Below are 26176 nucleotides of genomic sequence, written 5' to 3' on the forward strand. Positions count from 1 at the left end.
GGAGTTTTTGATGGAAAAAACATTTCAGACAGGGAGTTTTTCCTTCCGGCTGAAGTTTCCGGAAGAGCTGGTACTTCCGGTGGATATGGAAAAATTTTTGGCGGAAACGGATTCTGCGGATTATACATATATCATTACGGCCGTCGACATATTGCCGGAAGCGGAGGGAGAGCTGATTGTGGATCGGGTCGATCTGCAGGTGTTTCATACAAAAGAAGGATTGGAGAGCCGCCGGATCGGTGTGAAAGGAGAAGCGCGTCCTTATGCATTCTACCGTGAGACTGCGCAAAATCGTGCAGAGGTTTTCGTCGGCAGGTGGTATCTGGCAGAAGTTGAAAAGTATGAAGTTGTTTTTCTTTCCCTCCTTGCCCTGGAGCGCCGTCTGGCAGAGCAGCCGTGCCTGATTCTGCACTGTGCATACACGGAGTATCAGGGGAAAGCAATGCTCTTTTCTGCACCATCGGGAACGGGCAAAACCACACAGGCGGGACTCTGGGAACAGTACCGGGGAAGCCGTACCGTAAATGGGGATAAGGCATTGCTGGAATATGACGGCACAGCGTGGACAGCAAACGGCTGGCCGGTCTGCGGAACCTCAGGAGTCTGCGAAAACAAAAAGCTCCCGGTCGGATGCATTGTAATGCTGAGCCAGGCAAAGACGAATCAGGCGTGGCGGCTGCGTCCGGCAGAGGCATTTACGAGTCTGTACGGACAGATCACCATGAACCGCTGGGACAGGGAGGGAATGGTGCACAGTCTCGACCTTCTCGAACAGCTTGCTGGAAAAGTTCCGGTGTATCATCTGGCGTGCGACATTTCAGAAGATGCGGTGAAAACGCTGGAGCAGGAGATCGGGGCCGGCTCGTTCGAAAGTGAAACATATGCAGCTGCACTGCACAAAAACATGATTCAGAAAAGGGAGAAACATGCATGAAAATGATGGATACACGTGCCTATGTCGGAATGCTGAAAGAACTTGCAGAGCAGGGCAGAGAAGTGCGTATGGTGATTTCTGGGAGCAGCATGGCGCCGTTTCTGATTCATGGACGCGACAGTATTTTCTTCCGAGCGCCGGAGCGGGAACTTCGGAGAGGTGATATCGTATTTTATGAGCGGCCGGGCGGACAGTTTGTGGTGCATCGGATCTGCCGCGTTCATGCAGACGGTTATGACATAATCGGGGATGCACAGACGGAAATCGAGCATCATGTGCAACGGAAGCAGATCTTTGCACGGGTGACAAAAGTGGAACGAAAAGGAAAAATACTTGTACCGGGAACGTTCTGGTGGGAGTTTTTTGCACAGGTCTGGATTCGCATTATCCCGCTTCGTCCGATTCTGATGCATGGATATGCCTGGTTATTCGGTGTGGATAAAAAGAAAAATGATGCGTGCAGAGAAAATGAAAGGAAAAAAAGATGATTACAGAAACAGAAACCGCATTCCTTGCGGTGATTCGTGCGTTTTTGACAGAAGAAAAAGCATCGCCGGCGGAAATTCAGGGGCTGACAGAAAAACAATGGAATCATCTGTTTGTCCTCGCGGCACAGCATTCGCTGCTGTCAGCGGTCTACGATGTTGTGGGAAAAACACCGGAATTTGCAGAGCTTTCGGACGAGCTTCGCAGACAGGTAAAAACGCAGGCGATGCAGAGTATTTTGCAGCAGGTTTCGCGTACAGCGCGGTTTCTTTCCGATGAAAAGGAGCTGACGCAGCTGGGCGTGCAGCCGCTGGTGATGAAAGGAATTGTGTGCAGAAATCTCTATCCGAAGCCGGATCTGCGCCCGTCCGGGGATGAGGATCTGCTGATTCCGGAAAAGGATTTTGCAGCAGTGGATGCCTATTTTATGCGGAAGGGCTTTGTGCGGGACAAAGAAACCGCAATGCCGGATGGCATCAAAGACGGTGATGTCCCGGAAGAGATGGGCTATATTCATCCGAAAACAGGAGCCTTTTATGAAATACATACCAGGCTGTTCAGCACAGAATCCTCTGCCTATAGTTATCTGAATCGTGCATTTTCCGATGTTTTTGCGCATCCATCCAAAGTGGAAGTGCGGGGGCAGAGCATCTTTACCTTAGAAGAAACGCATCATCTTTTCTATCTTCTCTGTCACAGCTTCAAGCACTTTCTTCACGGCGGCGTCGGGATCCGTCAGATCTGTGACATGGTACAGATGATTCGTGTATATGGAAGAAAAATAGACTGGGAAATGTTCTGGCAGCTGTGCGAAGAGTATCATATGACGTGCTTCTGTATCAATCTGCTGGATATCGGCGAGCGGTATCTGGGCTTTTCTTATGAAGCAAGTGGGGCAGTCCGTGCCGCAAAGAAGCTTCACCCGGATTCCGAAGCGCTTCTGATCGATATTCTCGATGCCGGTTCGTTCGGAAAATCGAGCGCGGGGCGGATCCACAGCGCAAACATTACCCTGTATGCGGCAGAGAACGGGGCGGAAAAGCACACGGCGGGGGGAATCTGGAAATCGCTGGTTCCGGAAGCTTCCTATATGAAAAACAAGTATCCCTATGCGGCGAGGTATCCGTTTTTGCTCCCGGCTGCATACGTGGAGCGAATCCTGAAATGGCTGGGGCAGGGAGAAAAAGGACAGAAATTGAGCATTGAAGTGGGTGCGGGACGTGTCGAGCTGCTGAAAAAATACGATATGATCCGTACCGCAGACGGGAAAAAGAGAGGAGACGCGCATGCAGGAAGAATCCAAAGAGAAAAGTAAAGACGCTTCCTTTGAGTCTCTCCGTATCCTGTCGGAGCGATGGAAAAACGGAACGTTCTCGGAAATCATCGATGACTGGAAATGGATTTTTGGCTACAGCGCGCGCTATAAGGGTGCGATTGTTTTTTATACGATTCTCGGTATCTTAAGCACTTCGCTTGGGCTTGTCGGCAGCGTGGCAGGAAAATACCTGATCGATATCATCACCGGATACCAGATACAGAAGCTCCCGCTGCTGCTTTGTATCATGATCGGAAGCACCGTGTTCAGCCTTGGGTTTGAGAGTGTCATCAACCGCATTTCAACGAAGCTTGGTATCGCCATCAACAACGACATCCAGGCGGATATTTTTGACAAAATCGTTGATGCGGACTGGCTGGAAATCAGCAAATACGCAAACGGTGACGTACTCAACCGTTTCAACGGCGACATTGGAACGGTCAGCGGCAACGCAATCAGCTGGCTCCCGACGATTATCATTGCCGTGTATCGGTTTATTGCCACCTTTTTCGTAATCCTGCATTATGACTGGGTCATGGCACTGATTGCTTTTTTAAGCGCACCGTTCCTGCTTCTAATGTCCCGGTTTATGATCCGCCGTCAGCGGGAATACAGCAAAGAAGTACGCGAGATGAGCAGTAATCTGATGAGCTTTGAGGTAGAAGCATTCTACAATTTCGATACGATCAAGTCGTTTGGCATCGCACCGTATTACAGCAAAAAGATGCGCTGGTGGCAGGGACTTTTCAAAGACATCAGCCTGAAATATAATCTGTTTACGATTAAAACCAATATCGTAATGTCTATTCTCGGGAGTGCGGTGGAGTTTACGGCGTTCGGATACTGCCTGTTCCGTCTGTGGACGCACGACATTACCTATGGAACCATGACACTGTTCCTGCAGCAGCGGAGTAACCTTTCCGGCGCATTTGGAAACGTGATTTCGATTATTCCGTCCTTCCTCAACAGCTCCGTCTCGGCGCACCGGATCCGTGAGCTCGTAGAGCTGCCAAAAGAAGTCCATATCCCGGATAGCGCCAAGCTCGATCCACTGGCAAAGGATGGCTTCCGGGTACAGATGCATGGGGTAGAATTTTCCTATATAGAAGGGAACAAAGTAATCACCAGATCGGAGTTTCAGGCCGCCCCCGGCGAGATTGTAGCGCTGGTTGGCCCGTCCGGCGAGGGAAAAACAACGATGATCCGCCTGATTCTCGGCCTTATCCGCCCGCAGGAGGGGGAAACCGTGATCATTGCCTCAAACGGAAAGACGGTTCCCATGAACGCCGAAACGCGTCATCTCTTCGCGTATGTTCCACAGGGAAATACGATCCTTTCCGGCACAATCGCCGAAAATATGCGCATGGTAAAAGAGGATGCGACCGACGAGGAGATTATCGAAGCACTCAAAATCTCCTGCGCGTGGGATTTCGTCCAGCATCTTCCGGATACCATCAACAGCCGCGTCGGGGAACGTGGCCGCGGTTTCTCCGAAGGCCAGTCCCAGCGGCTTGCCATCGCCCGTGCCGTCCTCCGCGATGCCCCGGTGCTGCTTCTCGATGAAGCCACCTCGGCACTGGATGTCACGACGGAACGAAACGTCCTCCGAAACATCATCCGTCAGCGTCCCAACAAAACCTGTATCGTTACGACGCACCGTCCGAGTGTCCTCGGCCTCTGCCAGAGAGTCTACCGTGTCATGAATGGAACCGTGACCGAACTCGATGGGGCAGAAGGGGCAAAGATGGTGGAAGATTTTTGACAGAAAAAAGACACAAAAAGGACACAAAGGTCGGAAGAGTGATACTTCGAAGTCAAATCAGTTATAGAGTTGTAAGTCAAAATTCTGCTATAATACAATCATCAAAGGTCACACAACACGATACGTGAAAAGGAGAAAAAGTATGAAGAAAAAAGTGTTAGCAGGCATTCTTGCAGCAACCATGGCATTTTCCATGGCAGCATGCGGAAGCACAGGATCCAGTTCTGATTCCGGTTCCTCCGCAGCTTCCGGAAGCACAGCAAAGACAGAGGAAAAAGGCGAGCCGTACACTGTAACTATGGTACTGCAGGGCAGCCAGCAGCAGGATGAAGAGAGAATCGAAGAAAAAATCAACGAGATTCTGGAGCCGGAGCTGAACGCAAAGCTCGATATCGTTGTTCTTCCGTGGGCAAGCGCAACACAGCAGTTACAGCTGATGCTTTCCGGCGATGAGAAAATCGATCTTCTGTACACAAATGCAACAACAGCTGTACAGTATATGCATTCCGGCCAGATCATGGATATGTCTGAACTGATTGACAAATACGGCACAAACCTGAAAGATATCTATGGCGAGGATATTGCAAAAACAAATCAGATTGATGGGTTTGTCTATGGCGTTCCGAACCAGATCGAACGAGGCAGCATTCCAGCCATCTTCATGAGAAAAGACCTGGTAGAAAAGTATAATATCAATACCGATGAAATCAAAGAGCCGAAGGATATGGAGAAAGTATTTGAGACCGTACAGGCAGGCGAGCCTGACATGACAATGCTGTATTCCATCAACGAAGGTGATACCCCACTGACCCGTCTGTTCCGTGGTGATGCACTTGGCGATGCCAACACGGGCGTTCTGATGGATCAGACCAACAGCACAACCGTAGAGAACTTCTTTGCGACCGACTGGTTCAAAGATACCGCAACGATGCTGTATGACTGGTATCAGAAAGGCTATATCAGCAAGGATGCCGGAACAAACACAGAAAACTGGAGAACCGTATGCAAAGCAGGAAACCTGTTCTCCCTGTTCTTCGCCTATCATCCAGGTACTCCGGTTGAGTTCCAGAGTTCTACCGGATATGATTTTGAAATCGTACCGTTCTATGATGCACCGATAATCAACTCTTCCTCCTACAGCGGAATTATCTTCTCTGTAGCACAGAACTCCGAAAATCCGGAAAAAGCAATGCAGGTTCTGGATTATATCTATGGCAGCCCGGAGGTCATGAACCTTCTGAACTGGGGCGAAGAGGGAACCGACTACGTAGTAGAAGATGAAGAAAACGGAATCATCAACTACCCGGATGGCGTAACAGCAGACAACGTAGGCTACAGCTTTAACTGTGGATGGGAGCTTCCGAACCAGTTTATCGCATACAAATGGAACGGATCTGACCCGCAGCTCTGGGACAAAATGCAGGAGTTTAATGATTCCGGTATCGAGTCGAAAGCACTTGGATTTATCTTTGATAACAGCGAATATACCAATCAGGTATCGGCTCTGTCCAACGTTGTAAAACAGTACAGCGGAGCACTTTACAGCGGTTCTGGAGATCCGGAAGAACTGCTTCCACAGTTCCTGGAGGCACTGGATGATGCGGGAATCAATGATGTCATTGCTGCAAAGCAGGAGCAGCTGGATGCATTTCTTGCAGCGAAATAAGCACCATAATTTGTAAAAAGAACACGACCGGGGCAAAAGAAAATCCGGTGTGATACAGTAACCGAAGGCTCCACTCTTACCCGAAAAGATGTGGAGCTTTCTCTGTGAAAGAACCTGAAAAAACAGCCCTCATAAAAGGAGACACGCTTTATGAAAAAAGCAGAGGTTAAAAAAGAGAAAAAGAAAAACGTGCTGAAGGAATACTGGCCGCTTTATCTGATGATGCTTCCGGCACTTCTGTATCTGCTGATCAACAACTACATCCCGATGGCAGGTATGGTGATTGCGTTTAAAAAACTGAACTTTGCAAAAGGTATCTGGGCAAGCCCGTGGGCAGGACTTGACAACTTCAAATTCCTGTTTTCCTCGAAGGATGCATGGATCATTACAAGAAACACGCTGCTGTATAACGTTGCATTTATTCTTGTAAACATGGTAGTCGGAATTGCCATTGCGATTCTGATTACGGAGGTAAGAAATACAAAGCTCAAAAAAGTGTACCAGAGTGCAATTCTTCTTCCGTTCCTGATGTCCATGGTTATCTTAAGCTACATCGTATATGCGCTTCTGAGTGCGGAAAATGGTCTTGTCAACAATTCGATCCTTCCGTTCTTCCATATTGACCCGATCCAGTGGTACCAGAAACCGAAATACTGGCCGGCGATCCTGATTATCGCGAACTGCTGGAAGGGCGTAGGATACGGATGCCTGATTTATATCGCATCGCTGATCGGTATTGATCCTTCCTTCTATGAGGCTGCCAGACTGGACGGTGCAAGCAAATGGCAGGAGATCACAAAAATCACACTGCCGAGCCTCGTTCCGACCATCATTACCCTGCTGCTTCTCAGCATCGGAAGAATTTTCTATTCCGATTTCGGTCTGTTCTATCAGGTACCAATGAACTCCGGTGTTCTGTTCCCGACCACAAACGTTATCGATACCTACGTATACCGTGCCCTGATTGAACAGGGAAATATCAGTATGTCATCTGCAGCCGGTGTATACCAGTCTCTGGTAGGCTTCTGTGTCGTAATGTTGAGCAACTGGATTGTCCGCAAAGTAGACAAAGACCAGGCATTATTCTAGGAGGATGGAAGTATGACAAATTCAAAAAAAGCAAAACGTTTCCAGTTCTGGATTAATGTAGTACTCATTCTGATTACCTTATCCATTGTACTGCCGTTTGTACTCGTATTTATTTCCTCGCTGACCGATGAAAACACACTGATCCGCAACGGATATTCGTTCTTCCCGGAGAAATTCAGCTTCTATGCTTACTCCTATATCATCCGCCAGGGCGAGAAAATTCTGAGAGCATACGGAATCACCATTTTTGTAACGATCGTTGGTACGGCTGCAAATATTGCGATGTCCTCTCTTCTGGCGTATCCGCTTTCGGTTAAAAAACTGCCGTACCGCAGAGCAATTACCTTTTTCGTATTCTTTACGATGCTGTTCAACGGCGGACTGGTGCCGACCTACTTGATGTATGTAAATTATCTTCACATCAAAAACACGATCTGGGCATTGATTGTTCCGGGCTTCCTGTTAAGCGCAAACAACGTGCTGATGATCCGAAGCTACTTTAACACCAGTATCCCGGACGCGCTGTTCGAGGCGGCCAAAATCGATGGCGCAGGACACATGAAGATTTTCACCAGCATCACACTGCCGCTTGGAAAACCGATTCTGGTAACCATGGGACTGTTTTCCGCACTTGGCTATTGGAATGACTGGACAAATGGTTTATACTATTTATCAGGAAATGACGGTCAGAAGCTTTACAGTATCCAGAACCTGCTGAATCAGATGATCACCGATATTCAGTACCTGGCAAGTGGAAAAGTAACCGGAAATATCGGCGCGGAGGTGGCAAAGCTGCCGACAACCTCGATCCGTATGGCAATCGCATTTATCGCCATGCTGCCGCTGTTTATCATCTATCCGTTCCTTCAGAAATACTTCGCAGAAGGTATCACACTTGGCGCGGTAAAGGGATGATTTTCCATGCAGGAATAAAAAAGAGAAACATTTCGGTGTTTCCGACATAAATCAGAAAAACAGTACAGACTCATGGAAACATGAGGTGTACTGTTTTTCTGCTGTATTATATTCAGAAAAAAAGATCAGTTCGTAAAATCAAACACGGAAAAATTTCGAGCGTACCGGAACAGAAAAAAGGAGGAAATATCATGCGTATTTCAAAACAGACGAAAAAAACAACACTGGCGCAGCAGGGGCGTTATCTTTTGATCTGCCTGCTGAGTATGCTGCTGCTTTTTCTGGCTGGGAGCATGATTATTCTGAACCGGACGCAGCAGCAGGTATATGAGCAGCTGGAAGAGATTTCAAAGCTGTATACGGATGAGCTGGATAACCGTTTTTTTCGAATCAGCCGAAACCTGTTCTCGACTGTAATGGACAGCTCCAACCCGGATTCTGCGTTCTGGAAATATATGGATCTGATGGAGAAGGATCAGTATGAGGAATATGTCATCACACAGCTGCGAAAGAACTATGTATCTGCAGCGTGGGATTTCGGAACGGATTACAATGTTTTTCTCTATACGCAGAAGGATGAGAGCTTATATCAGCTGAGCATTTCTTCCGACGGGCGTTATGCCGTTGATCCGTATCTGCAGGAAGCGCTGAAGCGCCGGATCAGGAGTCTGTCCCAGCAGACGTATGCAGTCAAGAAAAAATGGACCGTGATGCGCCAGGGCGATGAGGTTTATATGCTCAAGGTAGCACAGAGTCAGGGCGTCGGATTCGGCTGCTACGTCAATCTGAAGACGATTTTGGAACCGTTCTCTGAGCTGTCTCTTGGGAAGAGCGGCTATGTCAGTCTCGTTGACCAGAACGGAAAAAGCATCGGAACACTGACGGAAAAAGGAATTGTAACGGACGGTTCGAAGCTTGATACCGGCAATTATACGTTCCGGCAGGAGCTTTCACAGGCACCGTTTGAAATACGGATTAAAATCTCCTGGACGGGAGTCTTAAATCTGATGACGGGAAGTGTGTTTGCTCTTCTCGGCGTTGCATTTCTGATGGTGATTGCCGGTTCCGTGCTGCTGTTCCATCTGAAAACAAAAATCCTGAAGCCGGTCGCTATGTTTACGGAAAATCTTCAAAAATATGACAATGGGGATCTCACCTATCAGATGTCGGAAGGAAATCTGGTAGAGCTGGAGCGGATTGACGATAAATTCCGAAACATGATTCATCAGATCCGACGTCTGAAGATCACGCTGTATGAGCAGGAGCTGGAAAAACAGAAAATCGAGATGGATTACCTCAAAATCCAGATTCGTCCGCATTTTTACATGAACTGTCTGAACTTTATTTACAGCATGATTGACTTCGGACAGTACGATCATGCAAAGTCGATGAGCCGTATTACATCCGATTATCTCGCCTATATTTTCCGCAATACAAGCGAGATGGTGCCGGTGACGGCGGAGACGAACCACTGCGAAAATTACCTCAAAATTCTGCTGCTGCGCTATCCGGAAAAATTCACCTATTATTTTGAAGTCCATGAAGAAGTGAAAGACGCGGTAATCTTCCCGTTTCTGATTCAGGTGTTTGTAGAGAATGCGGCAAAACATGCCCTGACGCTGGAGACGGTTCCGCTGATTTCCGTGACGGTTTACCCGGAGGACCGCGGAGACGAAAAGTATGTCAACATTTATATTTCAGACACCGGAAACGGCTTCCCGGAGGAGACGCTGCAAAGGCTGAAAGCAGGGGAAGATATTTCCGAGCATGGAAAGCATATCGGGATTGAAAACTGCCTGAAACGATTCCGTTATTACTATGGTGATACAGGAGAGATTCATTTCGATAACAGTCCGCTCGGCGGAGCGATTGTAGATATCCATATTCCATACAGGACAGGGGGAGAAGAACATGAAACTATTGCTCGTGGATGATGAAGAGTACGTGATTGAAAGTATCAAAAGAAACCTCGATCTTACAGAGACCGGGGTGAACGAGGTGTATACCGCGTTTTCCGTACAGCAGGCGAAGAACATCATGGGAATGGTGGACATTGATATTGTAATCAGCGATATCGTGATGCCGGGCGGAACGGGATTCGACTTTGTGGAGTGGGTCAGGAAAGAGGAGCTGAAGGTCCAGGTCATCTTCCTGACAAGCTATGCGGAGTTTGACTATGCCAGAAGAGCGATACAGCTGAACAGTGTCGATTATCTGCTGAAGCCCATTGATTTTGAAAAGCTGAAGGAGGCCGTACAGCGTGCGGCGGAATCCGTTGCGAAAGAAAAGAAAATACAGGATCTCAGGCAGGAAAGCATCAAGTGGAACCGGAACAGAAAAATTCTGCAGCAGGATATCTGGAAAAATGTGCTGAAAGACGGCTTCTCTGAGAAAAAATTCTGCGAAACGGCGGCACAGCGTCAGTTGCCATACGGACCGGGACACTATTTCCGGCTGATTTGTCTGATGCCGGAAATAAAGAGCAATAAGCGGGAAATGTGGGATACGGCGACCATGGAATTTGTGATCGAAAATGTGCTGTCGGAACTGTATGAGGAAACGGATATTGCGGTAGATACTGTTTTTTACCAGGAACCGGGCAGCTACTGGATTGTTACACAGTCAAGGGAAAAAGCATTCCCGCAGGACGGCGGGCGGGACTGTGAAATTCTGCAGCAATTTGTTGCGTGGATGAATGAAAAAATCTATCCGGAGCTGTGGTGCGGCGCCGGGCAGTGGGAATCTGTACTGGGGATGCAAAAGCAGAGCCGGAATCTTCAGAAAATGCGGGAGGGAAGCCTTTCCGTGCGGAACGAGGTGCTGTTTCTGAACGAATTTCAGGCTCCGCAGACCAGCTACGAAAATAAGGAGCTGGATGTATGGAAAGCGCTGCTTTCGGAGGAAAAACCGGAGGAACTGCTGGAGCGGCTGCAGAAATACCTTGACCGGACGGAGCGGGAAGGAATGATTACCAGGGAGCTTCTGGTAGCACTCCGTACCGATCTGACGCAGGTGGTGTATGCATGGCTTTCGGAACGGGAGATCAAGGCGTATGCACTGTTTGCAGATGCGGATATGGAAAACCTGCATCGGAATTCCCTTTATGGCAGAGAAGAGATGATGGAATATGCCGGGGTACTGGTTCGGAAAGCAGTTCAGTACAGACAGTACATCAACAAATCAGATTCGGTTACGAGCCAGGTATGCGCTTATATCGATGCACATTACAGGGAGGAGATTCACCGGGAGGAGCTTGGGGAGCTTGTCTTTTTGAATACGGATTATCTGTCCCGGATTTTTAAAAAAGAAAAGGGTATTTCGATCAGTAATTATATTATCCAAAAGCGGGTGGAGGAGGCAAAAAAGCTTCTGACACAGAGCACGCTGCCGATCAATACGGTGTCGCTGTATGTGGGGTACAGCAATTTCTCGTACTTTACGAAGATGTTTAAGGACAATACGGGATACGCACCGCTGGAATACCGAAGAAGTTTTAGTGAAAAATAGCGGAAAGCCACCCTTCACATGTTCGGGAAATAACAGAGGATTTTATCACTTTCTTACGCACCGGAACAGCAGCAAACAGGTCGGAATAGTGAAAGAAAAAGGTCGGATCAGGGGATATTTTTTTCAAGTCAGATGTGGTAAAATTTCAGTATAAGATTCAGAAAAAAACGGAAAAACGATATTTTTCTGACATTTTAGGGGTTTCTGAAGAAGCAGATACAGCAAAAACGAGGTATGGAGGAGAAAAAATGACCGAGCAGAAATTAAAAGAGCTTCTGGCCGACATGACGCTGGAAGAAAAAGTGAACCAGATGAGCCAGGTGGTGGGTGCCTTCTTCAATAAAGATATGGACATCACGGCGATGGGACCGATGGCGGATAAAGGATTTACGCCGGAAAATGTAGCGCTTTCCGGTTCCATCCTGGGCAGCATGGGTGCAGAAACGTTAAAGAAAATCCAGAAGGATTTTGTGGAGCAGCACCCGCATCACATCCCGATGCTGTTCATGCTGGATATCATCAACGGCTTCAAGACCATTTTCCCGATTCCGCTGGGACAGGGCGCAACGTTTGAACCGGAGCTCTCCGAAAAGTGTGCGGCAGTTGCTGCAAAAGAGGCAGCCGTTTCCGGCCTTCACGTAACCTTCGCACCGATGACCGACCTGGTCCGCGATGCAAGATGGGGCCGTGTCATGGAGTCTACCGGTGAGGATCCGTATCTGAACGGTCTGTTCTGTGCCGGAATGGTGCGCGGATTCCAGGGAGACGATCTGAAGGAGCCGTACAAAATTGCTTCCTGCGTGAAACATTTTGCAGGCTATGGCGCTCCGACAGCGGGAAGAGACTACAACACCGTAGAGCTTTCCGAGCATACCTTCCGTGACTTCTATCTGCCGTCCTACAAAGCCGGCATTGATGCAGGCGCAGCGATGGTAATGACTTCCTTCAACACGGTAAACGGTGTTCCGGCAACCGGAAACAAGAAACTGATGCGCGGCATCCTGCGTGACGAGATGGGATTTGACGGCGTTCTGATTTCCGACTGGGCGGCAATCGAGGAGATTATTTACCACGGCTACTGCGCAGACCGTGAGGAGGCAGCTGTCCGCTCCGCCGAGGCAGGCGTTGACATTGATATGATGACCGGCATTTACTGCGAAAACCTGTGCCGTCTTGTAAGAGAGGGCAAGATTTCCGAGGATCTGATCGATGAGTCCTGCATGCGTATTCTGGAACTGAAAAACAAACTGGGACTGTTTGAAAATCCGTATAAAGACGCAGACGAGACGAAAGAAAAAGAGGTCATTCTCTGCAAAGAGCACCGCGATCTGGCAAGAGAAGCCGCAAGAAAATCGTTTGTACTGCTGAAAAACGAAGAGAAAATCCTGCCGCTTGGCAAGGAGAAAAAAATTGCCTGGGTCGGACCGTATGTCCACAGCAGAAACCTGATGGGTGCCTGGTCCTTCATCGGAGATGCAAAGGATGTGACAAATCTGGAAGAGGCCGTAAAAGCGCAGGCAGATACGACAAACATGAGCTTCCATGCAGGTTCCCCGATGCTCGGCTCCGACATCCGTCTGGAGGGCTTCGGTGAAGCGATGGAGCAGTCCCATACACCGGAGGAAGAGGAGGCAATGCTTCTTGAGGCTGTAAACGCAGCAAAGGAGGCCGAGGTTGTCGTTCTTGCGATCGGTGAGGACCGTCTGCAGTCCGGCGAGGCAACCAGTAACGCGAACATTCGCATTCCGGAAATCCAGCAGAGACTGCTTGAGCGCGTTTCGGAGGTCAATGAAAACATTGTCGTTGTTCTCTTCAACGGCCGTCCGCTCGACCTGCGCGATGTCGTATCGAAAGCAAAAGCCGTTCTTGAAGTATGGATGCCGGGTACCGAAGGTGCCAATGCAATCGCAGACGTTGTTTTCGGTGCATACGCTCCAAGCGGCAAGCTGACCATGAGCTTCCCGTATTCTGTAGGCCAGGTGCCGGTTCACTACAACGAGTATTCCACCGGAAGACCGCATGTGCCGGGCAAGGACAAAGACCGTTTCCGTTCCAAATACCTCGATATCCCGAACGCACCACTGTTCCCGTTCGGATATGGCCTTGGCTACACCAGCTTTGCAATTTCAGATGTGAAACTGGACAAGGCAGAGCTTGGCATGGAAGATGAGATTAAAGCCTCCGTAACCGTGAAAAACACCGGCGATACAAAGGGAACCGAGACCGTACAGCTTTACATCCACGACGTAGCCGCATCCGTGGTACGCCCGGTGAAAGAGCTGAAAGATTTCTGCAAGGTAACCCTTCAGCCGGGAGAAGAAACCGAAGTCATCTTCAAAATCACAGAAGAAGAGCTTCGCTTCCTGACAGAAAATGAGCGTGTAGAAAGTGAAAACGGTGCTTTCGAAGTCTTCATCGGAAGCGACAGCACGACAGAGAATAAGGCAGAATTTGTGCTGAAAAAATAAGAAGCAATACTGGGATGTAGCGTAAGCGGAATCAAGATGGGGGTCTGAATCGCTACGGAAAGATAAAAGAAAAGCCAGCCACAAAAAGCGAAAAGAATTTTGCTTTTGCGGCTGGCTTTTTTCTGCTGGTACCGTATTGACCCTTCTGTTAAAACAAAGTAAAATAGAAATTGGTATTGGGACGAAAGAGAGGAAAAGAAATGGGGTACTTAGGAAACAAGTTACAGGGGAAATACCACAAAGACACATTCCAGACCGCCGTCAACATGGCGTGGCCGGCGATTGTGGAGTCGTTTTTCATTGCATTTGCGGGTCTTGTAGATTCGCTGATGGTAAGCTCGCTTGGCTCCTACGCAGTTGCCGCGGTCGGTCTGACGACACAGCCGAAGCTGCTTGGCCTGGCGTTTTTCTTTGCGCTGAATGTGTCGATTTCTGCTCTCGTTGCGCGGCGGCGCGGAGAGCAGAGGCAGGGTGCGGCGAATGAGACTCTGGTAACTGCGCTTGTATTTATTATCCTTGCGGCAGCTGCATTCAGTGTTGGATTTGTGGCGTTTGCAAGTCCGATTATCCATCTGTGCGGTTCAACGGCGGAGACGCATAACGGCGCAGTAACATATTTCCGTATCATCATGGGCGGTATGATTTTTAACTGTATCCAGATGGGGATCAACTCGGCACAGCGCGGTGCGGGCAATACAAAAATCACGATGCGCACAAATGTAACATCAAATACGATTAATATTATCCTAAATTATCTTCTGATCAACGGCCATTTCGGGTTCCCGGCACTCGGCATTCAGGGTGCGGCACTGGCAACCGTCACAGGAACGGTTGTCGGATGTGTGATGAGCATCCGTTCCATCACGAAGAAAGACGGATTTCTGAATATCAGCTATATTCTGAAGTATAAAATCAAACCGACGTTTACAGCATTCAGCAGCCTGATTAAAGTCGGCTACAGTGTGTTTTTCGAGCAGGTTTTCATGCGCATCGGTTTTATGATGACGGCGATCATGGCGGCCAAACAGGGCACCGATGCGATGGCGGCACATCAGGTCGGCATGAATATTATGTCGCTTTCGTTTGCGTTCGGCGATGGCCTCCAGTCCGCAGCGGTTGCACTGATCGGCAGGAGCCTTGGCGCAAAAAAGCCGGAGCTGGCGAAAGAGTACGGCAGAACGTGCCGTCTGATCGGCGCGGACATCGCAGTATGCCTCGTTGCCATTTATCTTTTCGGCGGAAGATGGCTGTACAGCCTGTTTTTCGAAGAACAGCATATCATTGAAATCGGTGTCAGCATCATCCATGTCATTATCTTCGTCGTCATTTTCCAGATCTGTCAGGTTATTTACATGGGATGCCTGCGCGGTGCGGGAGATACGCTCTATACGGCAGTTGCATCCATGATCAGCGTTACATTTATTCGTACGATCGTTTCGTATCTGGGCGGTTACACGCTGGGGCTTGGCATCGTCGGAATCTGGTTCGGTGTGCTGGCGGATCAGATGTCGCGGTTTATCTTTGCGACGATCCGATTCAAACAGGGAAAATGGGTGAAAATCAAGATTTAACCGAATCATTACCAATATAAAACTAAAACAGGAGGAAGCAAAACGATGTACAAATTTGACAGAGAAGCCTATGACAGGCGGATGGAGTGGTACCGCGACGCCCGTTTCGGCATGTTTATCCACTGGGGGCTTTACGCCATCCCGGCGCGCGGAGAATGGGTGCGGAGTACCGAGCAGATTCCAAAAGAAGATTACATGAAATATTTTGAGGAGTTCAATCCCGTTGATTTCGAGCCGCGGAAATGGGCAAAAGCGGCGAAAGAGGCCGGCATGAAATACATGGTTCTGACTGCCAAGCATCACGATGGATTCTGCCTCTTCGACAGCCAGTATACCGATTTCAAATCCACCAACACGAAATGCGGCCGCGACCTCGTTGCAGAGTACGTTGATGCCGTCCGCGCAGAAGGACTGAAGGTCGGTTTGTATTTCTCCCTGCTCGACTGGTTCCACGACGATTTCCCACATTACGGCGACCGGAACCACCCGATGCGGAACAACCCGGCATACAAAAACGATGACCGCGATTTCGACCGCTACCTGACCTACATGCACAATCAGGTACGCGAGATCTGCACAAACTACGGAAAGCTCGATGTGCTGTGGTTTGACTTTTCCTACGATACGCTGCGCGGCGAAGCATGGAAAGCGACGGAGCTGATCAATATGGTGCGGAAGCTCCAGCCGGATGTCATCATCGACAACCGTCTCGAGGTGAGCGGAGAGGGCTACGGTTCTCTGGCGGCCGGAAATCCGACCCCGTACCACGGCGACTTTGTGAGCCGGAGCAGATGATTCCGCCGAATGGCATCCAGGATGTAAATGGAAACGATATCGCCTGGGAATCCTGCGTTACGATGAATAATCACTGGGGTTATTGTGCCAACGACCACTTCTTCAAACCGGCACCGATGCTGATCAAAAAGCTGGTCGAGTGCGTATCGAAGGGTGGAAACCTGCTTTTGAACGTTGGCCCGGACGCCAGGGGAAATATCCCGGAGGAGTCGATCGAACGGCTGGCTGAGATTGGAAAGTGGATGAAGAAAAACGGAGAGAGCATTTACGGCTGCGGAAAAGCCGGTATTGAGAAACCGGACTTTGGCCGTGTGACGCGCCACGGAAACCATCTGTATTTTCATGTCTATGAAAATACCGTTGGGCCGCTGCCGCTGCCCGGCGTGAAAAAAGAAGAAATCCAGGCGATCCGCTACGTCGCAACCGGCGCGGAAATCCCGGTTTCCACAAGCTGGGTACACAGCGATTATCCGACCATGGCATTCGCTGATCTCGGCGAAGACCCGGTATTGCCGGATGGAGTCGATACAGTCATCGATGTGATTCTGAAAAAGTAGAGGGTAAAATCGGATTTGATTCTGGAGCGTGTCTGAAAAAGCATTTCCGCAATCTGCAGGCTTCACTTTGCGGTATCTTTTTTTTCAGACACGCTCTAAAAGTCTTACAAGTTCTTACAAAATTCTGTATTTTTCGTTCCGCTGATTGACAGTTCTGGCAGAAGAATGCATACTGAAAAAAACACAAGATCACAGCCCGTGCTTCGAAATTTAACCGAATCAAGCAAGTAGCGAAGCGGATTGCGAAGATCTGCCTGACTCCTTTTCCTGCACAGGGAAGGATAAGAGCTTTCGGAGTGGGAAAAGGGCAGTCTGTTTTTAGAAACAAAGCAAGAGAATCACAGTTTCGTTTTACAAGAAAAAAAGAGGGGGAATAAAACATGATTCGTCTGAACCACGTAAGCAAAATTTACGGCGATGGAAGCAAAAAAGCCGTCGATGATCTTTCCTGGGATATCGAAGATGGAAAGATCACCGGCTTCATCGGTCCTAACGGGGCCGGAAAAACGACAACGTTAAAAATGATCACCGGTATCTTAGCGCCGTCCGAAGGAACGATTGAAATCAATGGAAAAGATATTCAGAAGGATCCGCTCGAAGCCAAGCGCCAGTTCGGCTTTGTGCCCGACGACCCGGATGCGTTTCTTCGCGTCAGGGGAATTGAATATCTGAATTTTATGGCAGATATCTACGGTGTCGGAACGGAAGAGCGTCAGCGTTTTATCGAAGAAACCGCAAAACGCTTTGAGATGGAAGAGAACCTTTCGAGCCGTATCATGAGCTACTCGCATGGCATGCGTCAGAAAATCATGGTGATGGGCGCACTGATCCACAAGCCGCCGGTCTGGATTCTCGATGAGCCGCTGACCGGTCTTGACCCGCGCTCCGCGCACGAGCTCAAACAGATGATGCGTGAACACGCCGATGCCGGAAACGCCGTGCTGTTTTCCACCCATGTGCTGGAAGTAGCGGAAAAACTCTGCGACCGCATCGCCATTATCCATCACGGCCGCCAGGTATACCTGGGTACCCTGGAAGAATTAAAAGCGGCCTATCCGGATCAGACACTTGAAAATATCTTTTTGGAGATCACCGAACATGCGTAACTTATGGATTCTCACCCGTTTCCTTCTGAAAAGCGGACCAGGAAAAAGCAATCAGAAGAGCGGAAAAAAGAAAGCATTTTCGGACGGAGGACGTATCGTTGTATACCTTCTGCTTGGTGTCTGCCTCCTTCCCGTGTCGGTCTTACTGTTTCTTCTGGGATATTCCGGCTATACCTTCCTGCAGCCGCTCGGGCTGGAAACCCTGCTGATCGAGTTCGTCTGTGCCATTGGCATGATGGTCATTTTCTTCTATGGCCTGCCGCTGTTTCTGAGCGAGTATTACATGGACTCTGACCTCGTAAAGCTTTTGCCGCTGCCGTTTACCCCGGCGCAGATTGTCGGTGCGAAAGGCTTCTGCTGTCTGCTGAACGAATACTATCTTATTGTACTGCTGTTCTTTCCGTTTCTGTTAGGGTACGGGATCAGCGCCAAAATGGGCATTTTTTACTGGATCAATATGATCCTCGCCTGCCTTATTTTCCCGGTTGTGCCGCTCGTTTACGCCGCAGTTTTGACGATGCTCGTGATGCGTCTTTTCAAAAATATCCGAAACAAGGATTTCTTAAGCTACCTCGGATTCGCCGCATCCCTGATTTTTGCGATCGGCATCAACGTATTTTCGCGCAGTATCGGAAATTTTGAAATGCAGGATATCATGAACCTGATGGAAAGCCAGAAGGGTACTCTGCGTGCCTTCCGGACCATTTTTCCGAACCTGCCCTGATGACCGGAAGCCTTGCAGACGCATCCTTTCTCAAAATGATACTCTACATCGCTACAACCGCCGTCATCCTTGCTGTCTTTTTTGCCCTCGCCTGGAAAATCTACCTTCCGGCTGTCCTCGGCATGAGCGAGACCACCAGCGAAAAACGCATCTTATCCAAAGAAGAAGTGACCAGAACGGTCAAAAGCAAAAATCCGATCCGCACCTACGCGATGATCGAATGGAAAAAACTGTACCGAACCCCGGCCTGGTTCATGAATTGTGTTCTGATGCCTCTCATCTGGCCGGTCTTCATGCTTGGCATTGCCCTCGTTTCGGTCATTTCCAGCCTTGGCATGGCTAAAACCACCGGCCTTTGGACCCGGCTTGTCGCCGATGGCACCATATTCCGCCTCCTGAAAGGAGAACTGCCTGTCGCAGTTGCCGTCCTTACCGCCGCCGGAATCGCCGTCATGATGTCCATGTTCTGCGTGATCTCCGCCACAGCGATGTCCCGAAAGGGCAGCGAATACATCTATATGAAATGCATTCCGATGAGCTATCACGACCAGATCCGTGCCATGCTGGTAAGCGGCATCCTGATCAGTCTCCTTGGCACCTTGCCGTACGCTCTGGTCTTCAACATCATCGCGGTCGTTTTCGGTCTGCACCCGGCGACCCTTCTTTACACCACGGCGATCACGGTTTTATTTACCCTGTTCGTAAACTATGAACAGCTCCTTTTTGACCTTGCATTTCCGAAATTAAACTGGGAAAACGAAACCGCCGCCATAAAATCCAACAACCGCTCCCTGATCTCCGTCCTCATCGACCTCACCGTCGGCGCAATCCTGATCGGAGCCGGCTACCTGCTGTACGGAAAACTTCACCTCAACATCCACATCACCACGAGCGTGATGATTCTGCTTACCGCAGTCCTGACCTTTGCCATGCGAACCGCCCTTTTTAAATGGGGCGTTCAAGTGATGGAACATCTGGAAAGCGCTTAACAGTTTCGAGACATAATAACAATATTAAAATGTGATAGAAAAGAGATTTCAGCCAATGTGCGGATCTCTTTTTTTTGCGCTCCTTTCCAATTTCGCTGCGTATTTTCTTTTATCGATTATGCTTCATTGTACTACTAAAAGACCTGTGTGGGCAATCCATTGCCGCCATTCCCCGAAAATTTTAAAAGACGGACAAAAAACAGAGGATTTCTCTCTGCATTTTGTCCGTCTCTCTACAACGTATTTATTGGATTCTCCGTTTACGGAAATGATTTCGGAAATGATGAACTAATTCATCGCCTCACCCTTCAGCAGTCTGCTGATGTGCTTGTACAGAAGCATGGTTACCAGTGATACCACAACACCTTTGATGATATTAAACGGTACAACGGCAAACAGAACAAAGGTCGGAAGGCTTGTAATTGCTTTGTTGACTGCAGATCCCATTCCCACAAGGGCATCCATCGGCATTCCAAAGGCTGCTGCATAAGCCGGAAGCAGTACAAAAGCGTTCAGAAGACCGCCGGCTGCTGCCAGAAATACGGTTCCGACTGCCATACCGATCATGGCATTTTTCTTTGTTTTCTGTGTTTTGTAGATCCATGCGGCCGGCATAACATACGCGCAGCCGATCAGGAAGTTTGCCACTTCGCCAACACCTGCGGTGGTACTTCCTTTCATGACAAGGTTAAGCAGAATCTTAATCAGCTCAATCGCAGCTCCGGCAAGAGGTCCCATCGCAAAGGCTCCGATCAGCACCGGAACTTCGCTTAAATCAATCTTGTAGAAACTCGGGGCAAACGGAAGCGGGATGTCAAAAAACATCAATACGACTGCGGCTGCGCCGAGCATTGCCACCTGTACCATGTAACGGGTTTTTCCGATTTGTGACATCTTTGATGTCTGTTTTGCTGTTGTCTGTGCATTCATAACTGCATTTCTCCTTTTTTTTCTGGAGATCTTGACCGGTTCTGCCGGAAGTAACGAGTCCAAATACGCTCCACGAATTTGAACTCGTTTTCGCGGCAGTCGCCAAGGTCTCGTGCAAGCACGGACTTTGGCTCGTTGCCCGCGAAAAAAAAGTGCCCTGAATTCCTTTTCTTGAATTCAGGGCACCAAAAATATTTCCATGCAAATAAACTTTATTTCGTCTTCTTTCATCCAGACTTTAACTGTTGGTCCCGGAGTTGCACCGAGTCAGCCGCTGTTTGATATCGCAGCGGGTCGCGGACTATACCGCCAGTAGGGAATCACACCCTGCCCTGAAGATCTCCGTATTTTGTTTTTACAGGAACATTTTATTCATATTCACACAATTTGTCAATACTTTTTTCAGACAATACATGATCTGGTTAGTTTGCTACGCCCATCTGAATTTTTCCTGTGCTCTTATTTTTCAGCACACGCAGATAGCAGATCCGCATATCTCCCTTCAGAACAAGACGGATCTCAGATACGCCGTCCGTCTGCGGTCTGTCTGCGAGGGAAATTTCAACATCCTCATAAATCGGCTCGCGGTACCGGTTGCGCTCTTTTACTTCTTCCTCCGCATAGCGGTCCAGTTTCGGGGCGCTGCGGAACTCACAGGTTCTTGTGTCACCGGTAAAGCTTCCCATCGAAACACCGTCCACAAAGGCTTCCACACTGCCGCCGCGTTCACTCTTCACATGAAGCGCCAGAACAGCAGCATCGGAAAGATCACAGTCACGGTAAACGAGAACACCTTCTTTCGTCTCATCCTGCACGCGGACTGCCTTGAAATTGAAGTGGCCTTCCGTCAGATACATGTTCTCGTAATCATCGTAGTGGTCTGCCGCGGTAAATGCACTCAGATCGCGTACTCCCCTTTTTCCGCCCGGAATAAAGATTTCTGCGGAAACGGCTTTATCCTTGCAGGATGCGCCCGCATAGATTTCATACGTTCCTTCTTCTACCATCAGTCTGCGGCTGATGACATCGTAGAAGCGAAGCTCCTCCACCGGGATTTCCAGTGCGATGTGTCTCGTCTCGCCCGGGGCAATGTTTTTCACACGGACAAAATCAAGCAGCTGGCAGATTGGTTTCTTCACGCAGGATTCCAAAGCGGAACCGTAGATCTGGACGACCTCGTCGCTTGCGGTATCGCCCGTATTTCTCACATCGAGAGAGATCTGCAGCAGACGGTCGTCTTTTAAGGAAACCTCATAGTTCTCATACGCAAATGTGGTATACGTCAGGCCATAGCCGAATGGATACAATTCCTTCCCGTCGAAATAGCGGTACGTTCTTTTTCCTTTGATGATGTCGTAATCGTCAATGTCCGGCAGCTGATCGATACTCTCATACCAGGTCATATTCAGACGGCCGGCCGGTGCATAGATTCCAAGCACAGCCTCTGCCATTGCGCTTCCCATATCCTGGCTTCCCGTTGCAGACATGATGATCGCCGGCAGTTTTTCCATCGCTTTCTGAAGTGTGTACGGATAATTCGTAAACAGCACCAGAACGGTATTCGGATTGACCTCTGCGATCCGGTCAAGCAGCATCTCCTGCTCCTCTGGCAGCTCCAGTGTGTTGCGGTCGATCTCCTCTTTCGCATTGATCACGGAGTTACAGCCGAGCGCAAGTAAAACCTGCTTTTTGCCCCGGACTGCAGCAACTGCTTTTTCAATTCCGTTTTCGACAACCTCCATCGTAATCGGAATTCCCTCCGTCTGCTCGAAGGAGAAAAATCCCTCTGCATCCTTATAAACCGGGTAATGGAAACGGTTGGTCAGCACAACGCTGCCATCGTCCTGCGGCTCCACGTGGAAAATCTCCATCACAAACCAGTCGAAGGCTTCCTCCCGGTCTGCCGCAATCTGTCCCATTTTCGGCTTTTCTCCCTGCGACTCTGAGAGTCTTGCGCCGAGGTATTTTCCGGTACGGACACTCTTGAACGTATAGCTTCCCTCACCCCAGTATTCCTTGATAAACACATCTGGCTCATCTGCCATCTGAAGTGTTCCGTCTTCTGCTACGGCAAGACCTTTTCCATCACAGCGGAAAACAACGCGATCCAGACCATCCGCGAATGTAATGTTCTCCTGCTTCAGTACTTCCATCCCCTGCAGGAAGGTTGTGCGGTATGGTGCCGTTCCGCCGTACCAGTCCTGATACCATGTATCACCAAGCGGTCCGACAATGGCAATATCTTCTGCTTTCAGGGCTTTGTCAAGTGGCAGCGCTCCGTTCTCATTTTTCAGAAGTACGATCGATTCGCGGCTCAGCTCTTTACAGATTTCACGTGCCTTCGGGGAATCGATATCGTCCTCGGTCACACGGTCATACGGATTCAGATTTTCCCGATCATAAACGCCGAGACGAAGCTTCGTCTCCATCATACAGCGAATAGAGCGGTCCATATCCTCTTCTTTCAGAATGCCAAGCTCATATGCCTCGCGTGCCGCCTGCTCTACCATACGCGGATCGTCAGACATGGCATCCACACCGGCTTTCAGCGCCGTTGCGATCGTCTCCGCATGCTGTCCGAAATAGTGATGCAGATTCACGACAAGTCCCATCGCACCGCCGTCGCTGACAACGTGACGGAGACCGTACTGTTTTTCAGAATATCGGTCACTTCCGGATTCAGGATACCGATCGTTCCGTTGATCTTGTTATATGCCGTCATGATGCCCTCTGCGCCGCCATCCTCAATACATCTGCGGAATGGCTCCAGATACAGCTCATATTTGTTCCGCGGGTCAATGGAAGAATTTTTCCATCCGCGGCCGACCTCCGTGTTGTTTCCATAGAAATGCTTTAAGGTCGCTGCACAGCGCAGATACTTCGGATCATCGCCCTGCATTCCCCGGATATAAGCACCGGCCATTTTTCCGGTCAGCACAGGATCCTCTCCGTAACCTTCTTCGTTTCTTCCCCATCTCGGATCGCGCTCAAGATCAACGGTCGGAGCCCATCTGCTGAGTCCATGGCCCTGATGGCGGTGCCATACGACGCGCGCCTCGGTTCCTGTTATTTCACCGGCCTGTCTGATCAGCTCCGGGTCCCAGGATGCACTCATACCGATCGGCTGTGGGAAGGATGTTGTCACATCCGGTTTTCCAAGACCGTTCTGATCGTTTCTGCCCTCAACGCCGTGTGCCGCCTCACCGCCCACAGAGACGCCCGGAATGCCAAGGCGCGGCAGATCCGGGGAAGAGCTGGCGAGGTATCCCAGTTTTTCTTCGACCGTCATTTCTTTTAACAGCCAGTCGATTCTTTCCTGATCCGTCAGTGATGCATCCCAGAACGGTGTGTTTTTGTTTACCTGAAACTCCTTCTTTTCTGTCATTTTCCAAAAACCTCCCTATGATTTTGTCTCATGAAATTGTTTGCAGATTTTCCATATACTGTTATCTTTTTACAATGTTTCACATTTCCCATTACTGTCGCTGTATTTTAAAACATGGCCTGATATTTAATAATATCAGACCATGTTTTTATGCCGCCTTCCGTTCAACGGCAAAACCTTATGTTTTTGCTTTACTTACTCTACATCAACAAGTTTGGTAGCAAGGAACTCTGTCATAGCTTCTTCTGCATCTGCCAGACCATTGTCTGTCAGCTCCTGTACCATGGTCTCCCAGTTTCCATCAAACTCATCTTCGGTACCAGTTACGCATTTAACAAGTCCCGGCCAAGCAATTTCGTCCAGAATTGTCTGTTTCTCAGCAAGTTCCTGTGGCTGCTGATATGCCCACAGTGCAGAGTATGGAAGAAGATCGAACTCTTCCGGCTGTGCAAACATGTCGGTCAGCATCTCAAATCCCATCGCTTCGCATCCTTCTTTTTCTGCTGTATTGTAGTTTGCAATAACAGACTCTTTGGTAGTTGGAGTGTATGGGAATCCGTCTTCAGAGTAGGAACCTGTTCCGTAGATCGGGAATCCAGTGTAGTTGTCAATACCGGTGTTCTTTGCATAATCCGGATCAGACTGAGCTTTTGCAACTTCTTCATCAGTACGATATGGCTGTCCATCATCATCAAGGAAGTAGTTCTCGCCTTCGATACCCCAGTGATACAGGATCTGTCCTTCATCGGAGCACAGATAGTCAAGGAATTTGATGGCACGAACCGGATCTTCACAGCTCTTGGTAATTCCAATACCCCAGCCAACGGTAGTTCCCTGATACAGAAGGGCTTTTTCTACCTGATCTTCTCTTAAGGTTACAGGAAGTCCAACATAAGTCTGATCTACTTTTCCGTCTGCTACCAGAGTAGCTTCGCACTGGCTGTAATGCCACTCAGCATCGGTGATGGCAACAACACGGCCGCTGGCAACTTTTGCAATATAGTCATCATCTGTCTGCGTTGCAAAGTTCGGATCCAGGATACCTTCGTTGTACATACGGCACAGCCATTTGAAGTATTCTTTCTCTTCATCTGTTACATGTTTGTAATGTACGTTGTACTCGTCGTCAATGATCCACTGTCCATTATCCGGGGATGCATCAGCGATCAGTCCTGCCGGGTTTCCAAGGGTAATCATCCAGTGCCAGTCAGAAGCACTCATGGTGATACCGATCATATCCAGACCATCTTCTGTTTTTGGATGTGCTGCAAGATAGCTCTTGATCATTTTTTCATACTCATCCAGTGTCTTCGGATATTTATAATCGTTCTCTTTTAATGCAGCCCACTGAATCTGGCAGCTTCCGCCTGTTGTCAGGGTTTTCTGGTTTACACCTGCGTAGGAAAGCTGATAGATTCCAGGATCATCCTGGCTCCATTTCAGTTTTTCCATCTCTGCTCCGTACATTTTTTTGATGTTTGGACCATATTTTTCAATCAGGTCTGTCATATCAATCAGCGCGCCTGCCTGATACAAATCCGTTGCTGAGCCTTTTGCATAAATCATGTCCGGATACTCATCATTTGCGATCATCAGCGCAACATCTTCTTTTGCATCACCCTGGGATGCTACCGGATAGGAAACATCAAGTGTAACGCCTGTTGCCTCTGTGATTGCTTTTGCTACCGGGTTATCCCAGTTGCCGTTTTTACCATCAGCGTTAAAATACTCAAAGGTAATCGGAGATTTGTCATCTGCATCATCTGCTGTCTCGCCTGAAGAACTTGCCTCTGCCGCTGATCCAGTCTCTGTGCTGGACCCTCCCTTGCTGCTGCCACTGTCGGAACCGCATCCTGCGAGCATTCCGGCCACCATAGCAGATACTAACATGAGTGATACTACTTTTCTTTTCATAAAAGCCCTCCTTAAAATGGTTTATGTCATCCTGCACTCTTTCTTTCGCCTGGCAGGAATAAA

The 26176-nt window shown here is 49.0% G+C and carries 18 protein-coding genes, 1 pseudogene and 1 riboswitch; of the genes and pseudogenes, 15 read left to right on the top strand and 4 right to left on the bottom strand.

The window, feature by feature from the left end:
* Positions 1-10 precede the first annotated feature (10 nt).
* The 15 genes and pseudogenes from DWZ60_RS04305 (at position 11) to DWZ60_RS04375 (ending at position 19884) form a co-directional block, all read left to right on the top strand.
* The gene (locus tag DWZ60_RS04305) at positions 11-934 is read left to right on the top strand and encodes a hypothetical protein (protein ID WP_117801267.1); all 924 of its coding nucleotides are present in this window, start codon (positions 11-13) and stop codon (positions 932-934) included.
* Entirely contained in the window at positions 931-1422 is a 492-nt protein-coding gene (locus tag DWZ60_RS04310) for a S24/S26 family peptidase (RefSeq protein ID WP_117801268.1), read from the top strand. Before DWZ60_RS04305 ends, DWZ60_RS04310 begins: the two co-directional genes overlap by 4 nt.
* The gene (locus DWZ60_RS04315) at positions 1419-2735 is read left to right on the top strand and encodes a nucleotidyltransferase domain-containing protein (protein ID WP_119221301.1); all 1317 of its coding nucleotides are present in this window, start codon (positions 1419-1421) and stop codon (positions 2733-2735) included. Before DWZ60_RS04310 ends, DWZ60_RS04315 begins: the two co-directional genes overlap by 4 nt.
* Positions 2707-4497, top strand: coding sequence for an ABC transporter ATP-binding protein (locus DWZ60_RS04320; protein ID WP_119221302.1), 1791 nt, complete (start codon positions 2707-2709; stop codon positions 4495-4497). Before DWZ60_RS04315 ends, DWZ60_RS04320 begins: the two co-directional genes overlap by 29 nt.
* 142 nt (positions 4498-4639) lie before the next feature.
* A complete protein-coding gene (locus DWZ60_RS04325) occupies positions 4640-6163 on the top strand; it encodes an ABC transporter substrate-binding protein (protein ID WP_117812971.1) in 1524 nt (507 codons plus the stop codon).
* Between the two features lie 150 nt (positions 6164-6313).
* Positions 6314-7252, top strand: a complete 939-nt coding sequence (locus DWZ60_RS04330; protein ID WP_117761461.1) for an ABC transporter permease — start codon at positions 6314-6316, stop codon at positions 7250-7252.
* Between the two features lie 12 nt (positions 7253-7264).
* Positions 7265-8167: a carbohydrate ABC transporter permease gene (locus tag DWZ60_RS04335; protein ID WP_117510373.1), complete on the top strand. Its 903-nt coding sequence runs from the start codon at positions 7265-7267 to the stop codon at positions 8165-8167.
* Between the two features lie 191 nt (positions 8168-8358).
* On the top strand, positions 8359-10101 hold the full coding sequence (locus tag DWZ60_RS04340) for a sensor histidine kinase (protein ID WP_119221340.1): 1743 nt from the start codon (positions 8359-8361) through the stop codon (positions 10099-10101).
* Positions 10079-11674 carry a response regulator transcription factor gene (locus DWZ60_RS04345; RefSeq protein WP_119221303.1) on the top strand — a complete coding sequence of 532 codons (1596 nt, stop codon included), beginning with the start codon at positions 10079-10081 and terminating at the stop codon, positions 11672-11674. Before DWZ60_RS04340 ends, DWZ60_RS04345 begins: the two co-directional genes overlap by 23 nt.
* 248 nt (positions 11675-11922) lie before the next feature.
* Entirely contained in the window at positions 11923-14142 is a 2220-nt protein-coding gene (gene bglX / locus DWZ60_RS04350; protein WP_119221341.1) for a beta-glucosidase BglX, read from the top strand.
* A 200-nt stretch (positions 14143-14342) separates the two neighbouring features.
* The gene (locus DWZ60_RS04355) at positions 14343-15713 is read left to right on the top strand and encodes an MATE family efflux transporter (protein WP_119221304.1); all 1371 of its coding nucleotides are present in this window, start codon (positions 14343-14345) and stop codon (positions 15711-15713) included.
* Positions 15714-15758: 45 nt separating this feature from the next.
* Positions 15759-17065: pseudogene (locus tag DWZ60_RS20630) on the top strand (alpha-L-fucosidase).
* 380 nt (positions 17066-17445) lie between these two features.
* Complete coding sequence (locus DWZ60_RS04365; RefSeq protein WP_055221955.1) at positions 17446-18171, top strand: ABC transporter ATP-binding protein; 726 nt, start codon at positions 17446-17448, stop codon at positions 18169-18171.
* A complete protein-coding gene (locus DWZ60_RS04370; protein WP_117812976.1) occupies positions 18164-18895 on the top strand; it encodes a putative ABC transporter permease subunit in 732 nt (243 codons plus the stop codon). Before DWZ60_RS04365 ends, DWZ60_RS04370 begins: the two co-directional genes overlap by 8 nt.
* Positions 18895-19884: a hypothetical protein gene (locus tag DWZ60_RS04375; RefSeq protein ID WP_119221305.1), complete on the top strand. Its 990-nt coding sequence runs from the start codon at positions 18895-18897 to the stop codon at positions 19882-19884. Before DWZ60_RS04370 ends, DWZ60_RS04375 begins: the two co-directional genes overlap by 1 nt.
* 288 nt (positions 19885-20172) lie before the next feature.
* Here DWZ60_RS04375 and DWZ60_RS04385 read toward each other — a convergent pair whose 3' ends face one another.
* From DWZ60_RS04385 to DWZ60_RS04400, 4 genes are all read right to left on the bottom strand, one after another.
* The gene (locus tag DWZ60_RS04385; RefSeq protein WP_022461231.1) at positions 20173-20814 is read right to left on the bottom strand and encodes an ECF transporter S component; all 642 of its coding nucleotides are present in this window, start codon (positions 20812-20814) and stop codon (positions 20173-20175) included.
* A gap of 215 nt (positions 20815-21029) precedes the next feature.
* A riboswitch (FMN riboswitch) is annotated at positions 21030-21158 on the bottom strand.
* Positions 21159-21236: 78 nt separating this feature from the next.
* Positions 21237-23426, bottom strand: coding sequence for a glycoside hydrolase family 3 C-terminal domain-containing protein (locus DWZ60_RS04390; protein WP_119221306.1), 2190 nt, complete (start codon positions 23424-23426; stop codon positions 21237-21239).
* A complete protein-coding gene (locus DWZ60_RS04395; protein ID WP_119221307.1) occupies positions 23411-24199 on the bottom strand; it encodes a glycoside hydrolase family 3 protein in 789 nt (262 codons plus the stop codon). Before DWZ60_RS04395 ends, DWZ60_RS04390 begins: the two co-directional genes overlap by 16 nt.
* A gap of 195 nt (positions 24200-24394) precedes the next feature.
* Positions 24395-26113: an extracellular solute-binding protein gene (locus DWZ60_RS04400; protein ID WP_117812980.1), complete on the bottom strand. Its 1719-nt coding sequence runs from the start codon at positions 26111-26113 to the stop codon at positions 24395-24397.
* Positions 26114-26176 lie beyond the last annotated feature (63 nt).

This window comes from Blautia sp. AF34-10 (assembly GCF_003477865.1).
Taxonomy (GTDB): Bacteria; Bacillota; Clostridia; order Lachnospirales; family Lachnospiraceae; genus Fusicatenibacter; species Fusicatenibacter saccharivorans.

Coding starts and splice junctions, on each gene's coding strand:
- DWZ60_RS04305 (WP_117801267.1), top strand. CDS start 11: ATGGAAAAAACATTTCAGACAGGGAGTTTTTCCTTCCGGCTGAAGTTT.
- DWZ60_RS04310 (WP_117801268.1), top strand. CDS start 931: ATGAAAATGATGGATACACGTGCCTATGTCGGAATGCTGAAAGAACTT.
- DWZ60_RS04315 (WP_119221301.1), top strand. CDS start 1,419: ATGATTACAGAAACAGAAACCGCATTCCTTGCGGTGATTCGTGCGTTT.
- DWZ60_RS04320 (WP_119221302.1), top strand. CDS start 2,707: ATGCAGGAAGAATCCAAAGAGAAAAGTAAAGACGCTTCCTTTGAGTCT.
- DWZ60_RS04325 (WP_117812971.1), top strand. CDS start 4,640: ATGAAGAAAAAAGTGTTAGCAGGCATTCTTGCAGCAACCATGGCATTT.
- DWZ60_RS04330 (WP_117761461.1), top strand. CDS start 6,314: ATGAAAAAAGCAGAGGTTAAAAAAGAGAAAAAGAAAAACGTGCTGAAG.
- DWZ60_RS04335 (WP_117510373.1), top strand. CDS start 7,265: ATGACAAATTCAAAAAAAGCAAAACGTTTCCAGTTCTGGATTAATGTA.
- DWZ60_RS04340 (WP_119221340.1), top strand. CDS start 8,359: ATGCGTATTTCAAAACAGACGAAAAAAACAACACTGGCGCAGCAGGGG.
- DWZ60_RS04345 (WP_119221303.1), top strand. CDS start 10,079: ATGAAACTATTGCTCGTGGATGATGAAGAGTACGTGATTGAAAGTATC.
- bglX (WP_119221341.1), top strand. CDS start 11,923: ATGACCGAGCAGAAATTAAAAGAGCTTCTGGCCGACATGACGCTGGAA.
- DWZ60_RS04355 (WP_119221304.1), top strand. CDS start 14,343: ATGGGGTACTTAGGAAACAAGTTACAGGGGAAATACCACAAAGACACA.
- DWZ60_RS04365 (WP_055221955.1), top strand. CDS start 17,446: ATGATTCGTCTGAACCACGTAAGCAAAATTTACGGCGATGGAAGCAAA.
- DWZ60_RS04370 (WP_117812976.1), top strand. CDS start 18,164: ATGCGTAACTTATGGATTCTCACCCGTTTCCTTCTGAAAAGCGGACCA.
- DWZ60_RS04375 (WP_119221305.1), top strand. CDS start 18,895: ATGACCGGAAGCCTTGCAGACGCATCCTTTCTCAAAATGATACTCTAC.
- DWZ60_RS04385 (WP_022461231.1), bottom strand. CDS start 20,814: ATGAATGCACAGACAACAGCAAAACAGACATCAAAGATGTCACAAATC.
- DWZ60_RS04390 (WP_119221306.1), bottom strand. CDS start 23,426: ATGGGACTTGTCGTGAATCTGCATCACTATTTCGGACAGCATGCGGAG.
- DWZ60_RS04395 (WP_119221307.1), bottom strand. CDS start 24,199: ATGACAGAAAAGAAGGAGTTTCAGGTAAACAAAAACACACCGTTCTGG.
- DWZ60_RS04400 (WP_117812980.1), bottom strand. CDS start 26,113: ATGAAAAGAAAAGTAGTATCACTCATGTTAGTATCTGCTATGGTGGCC.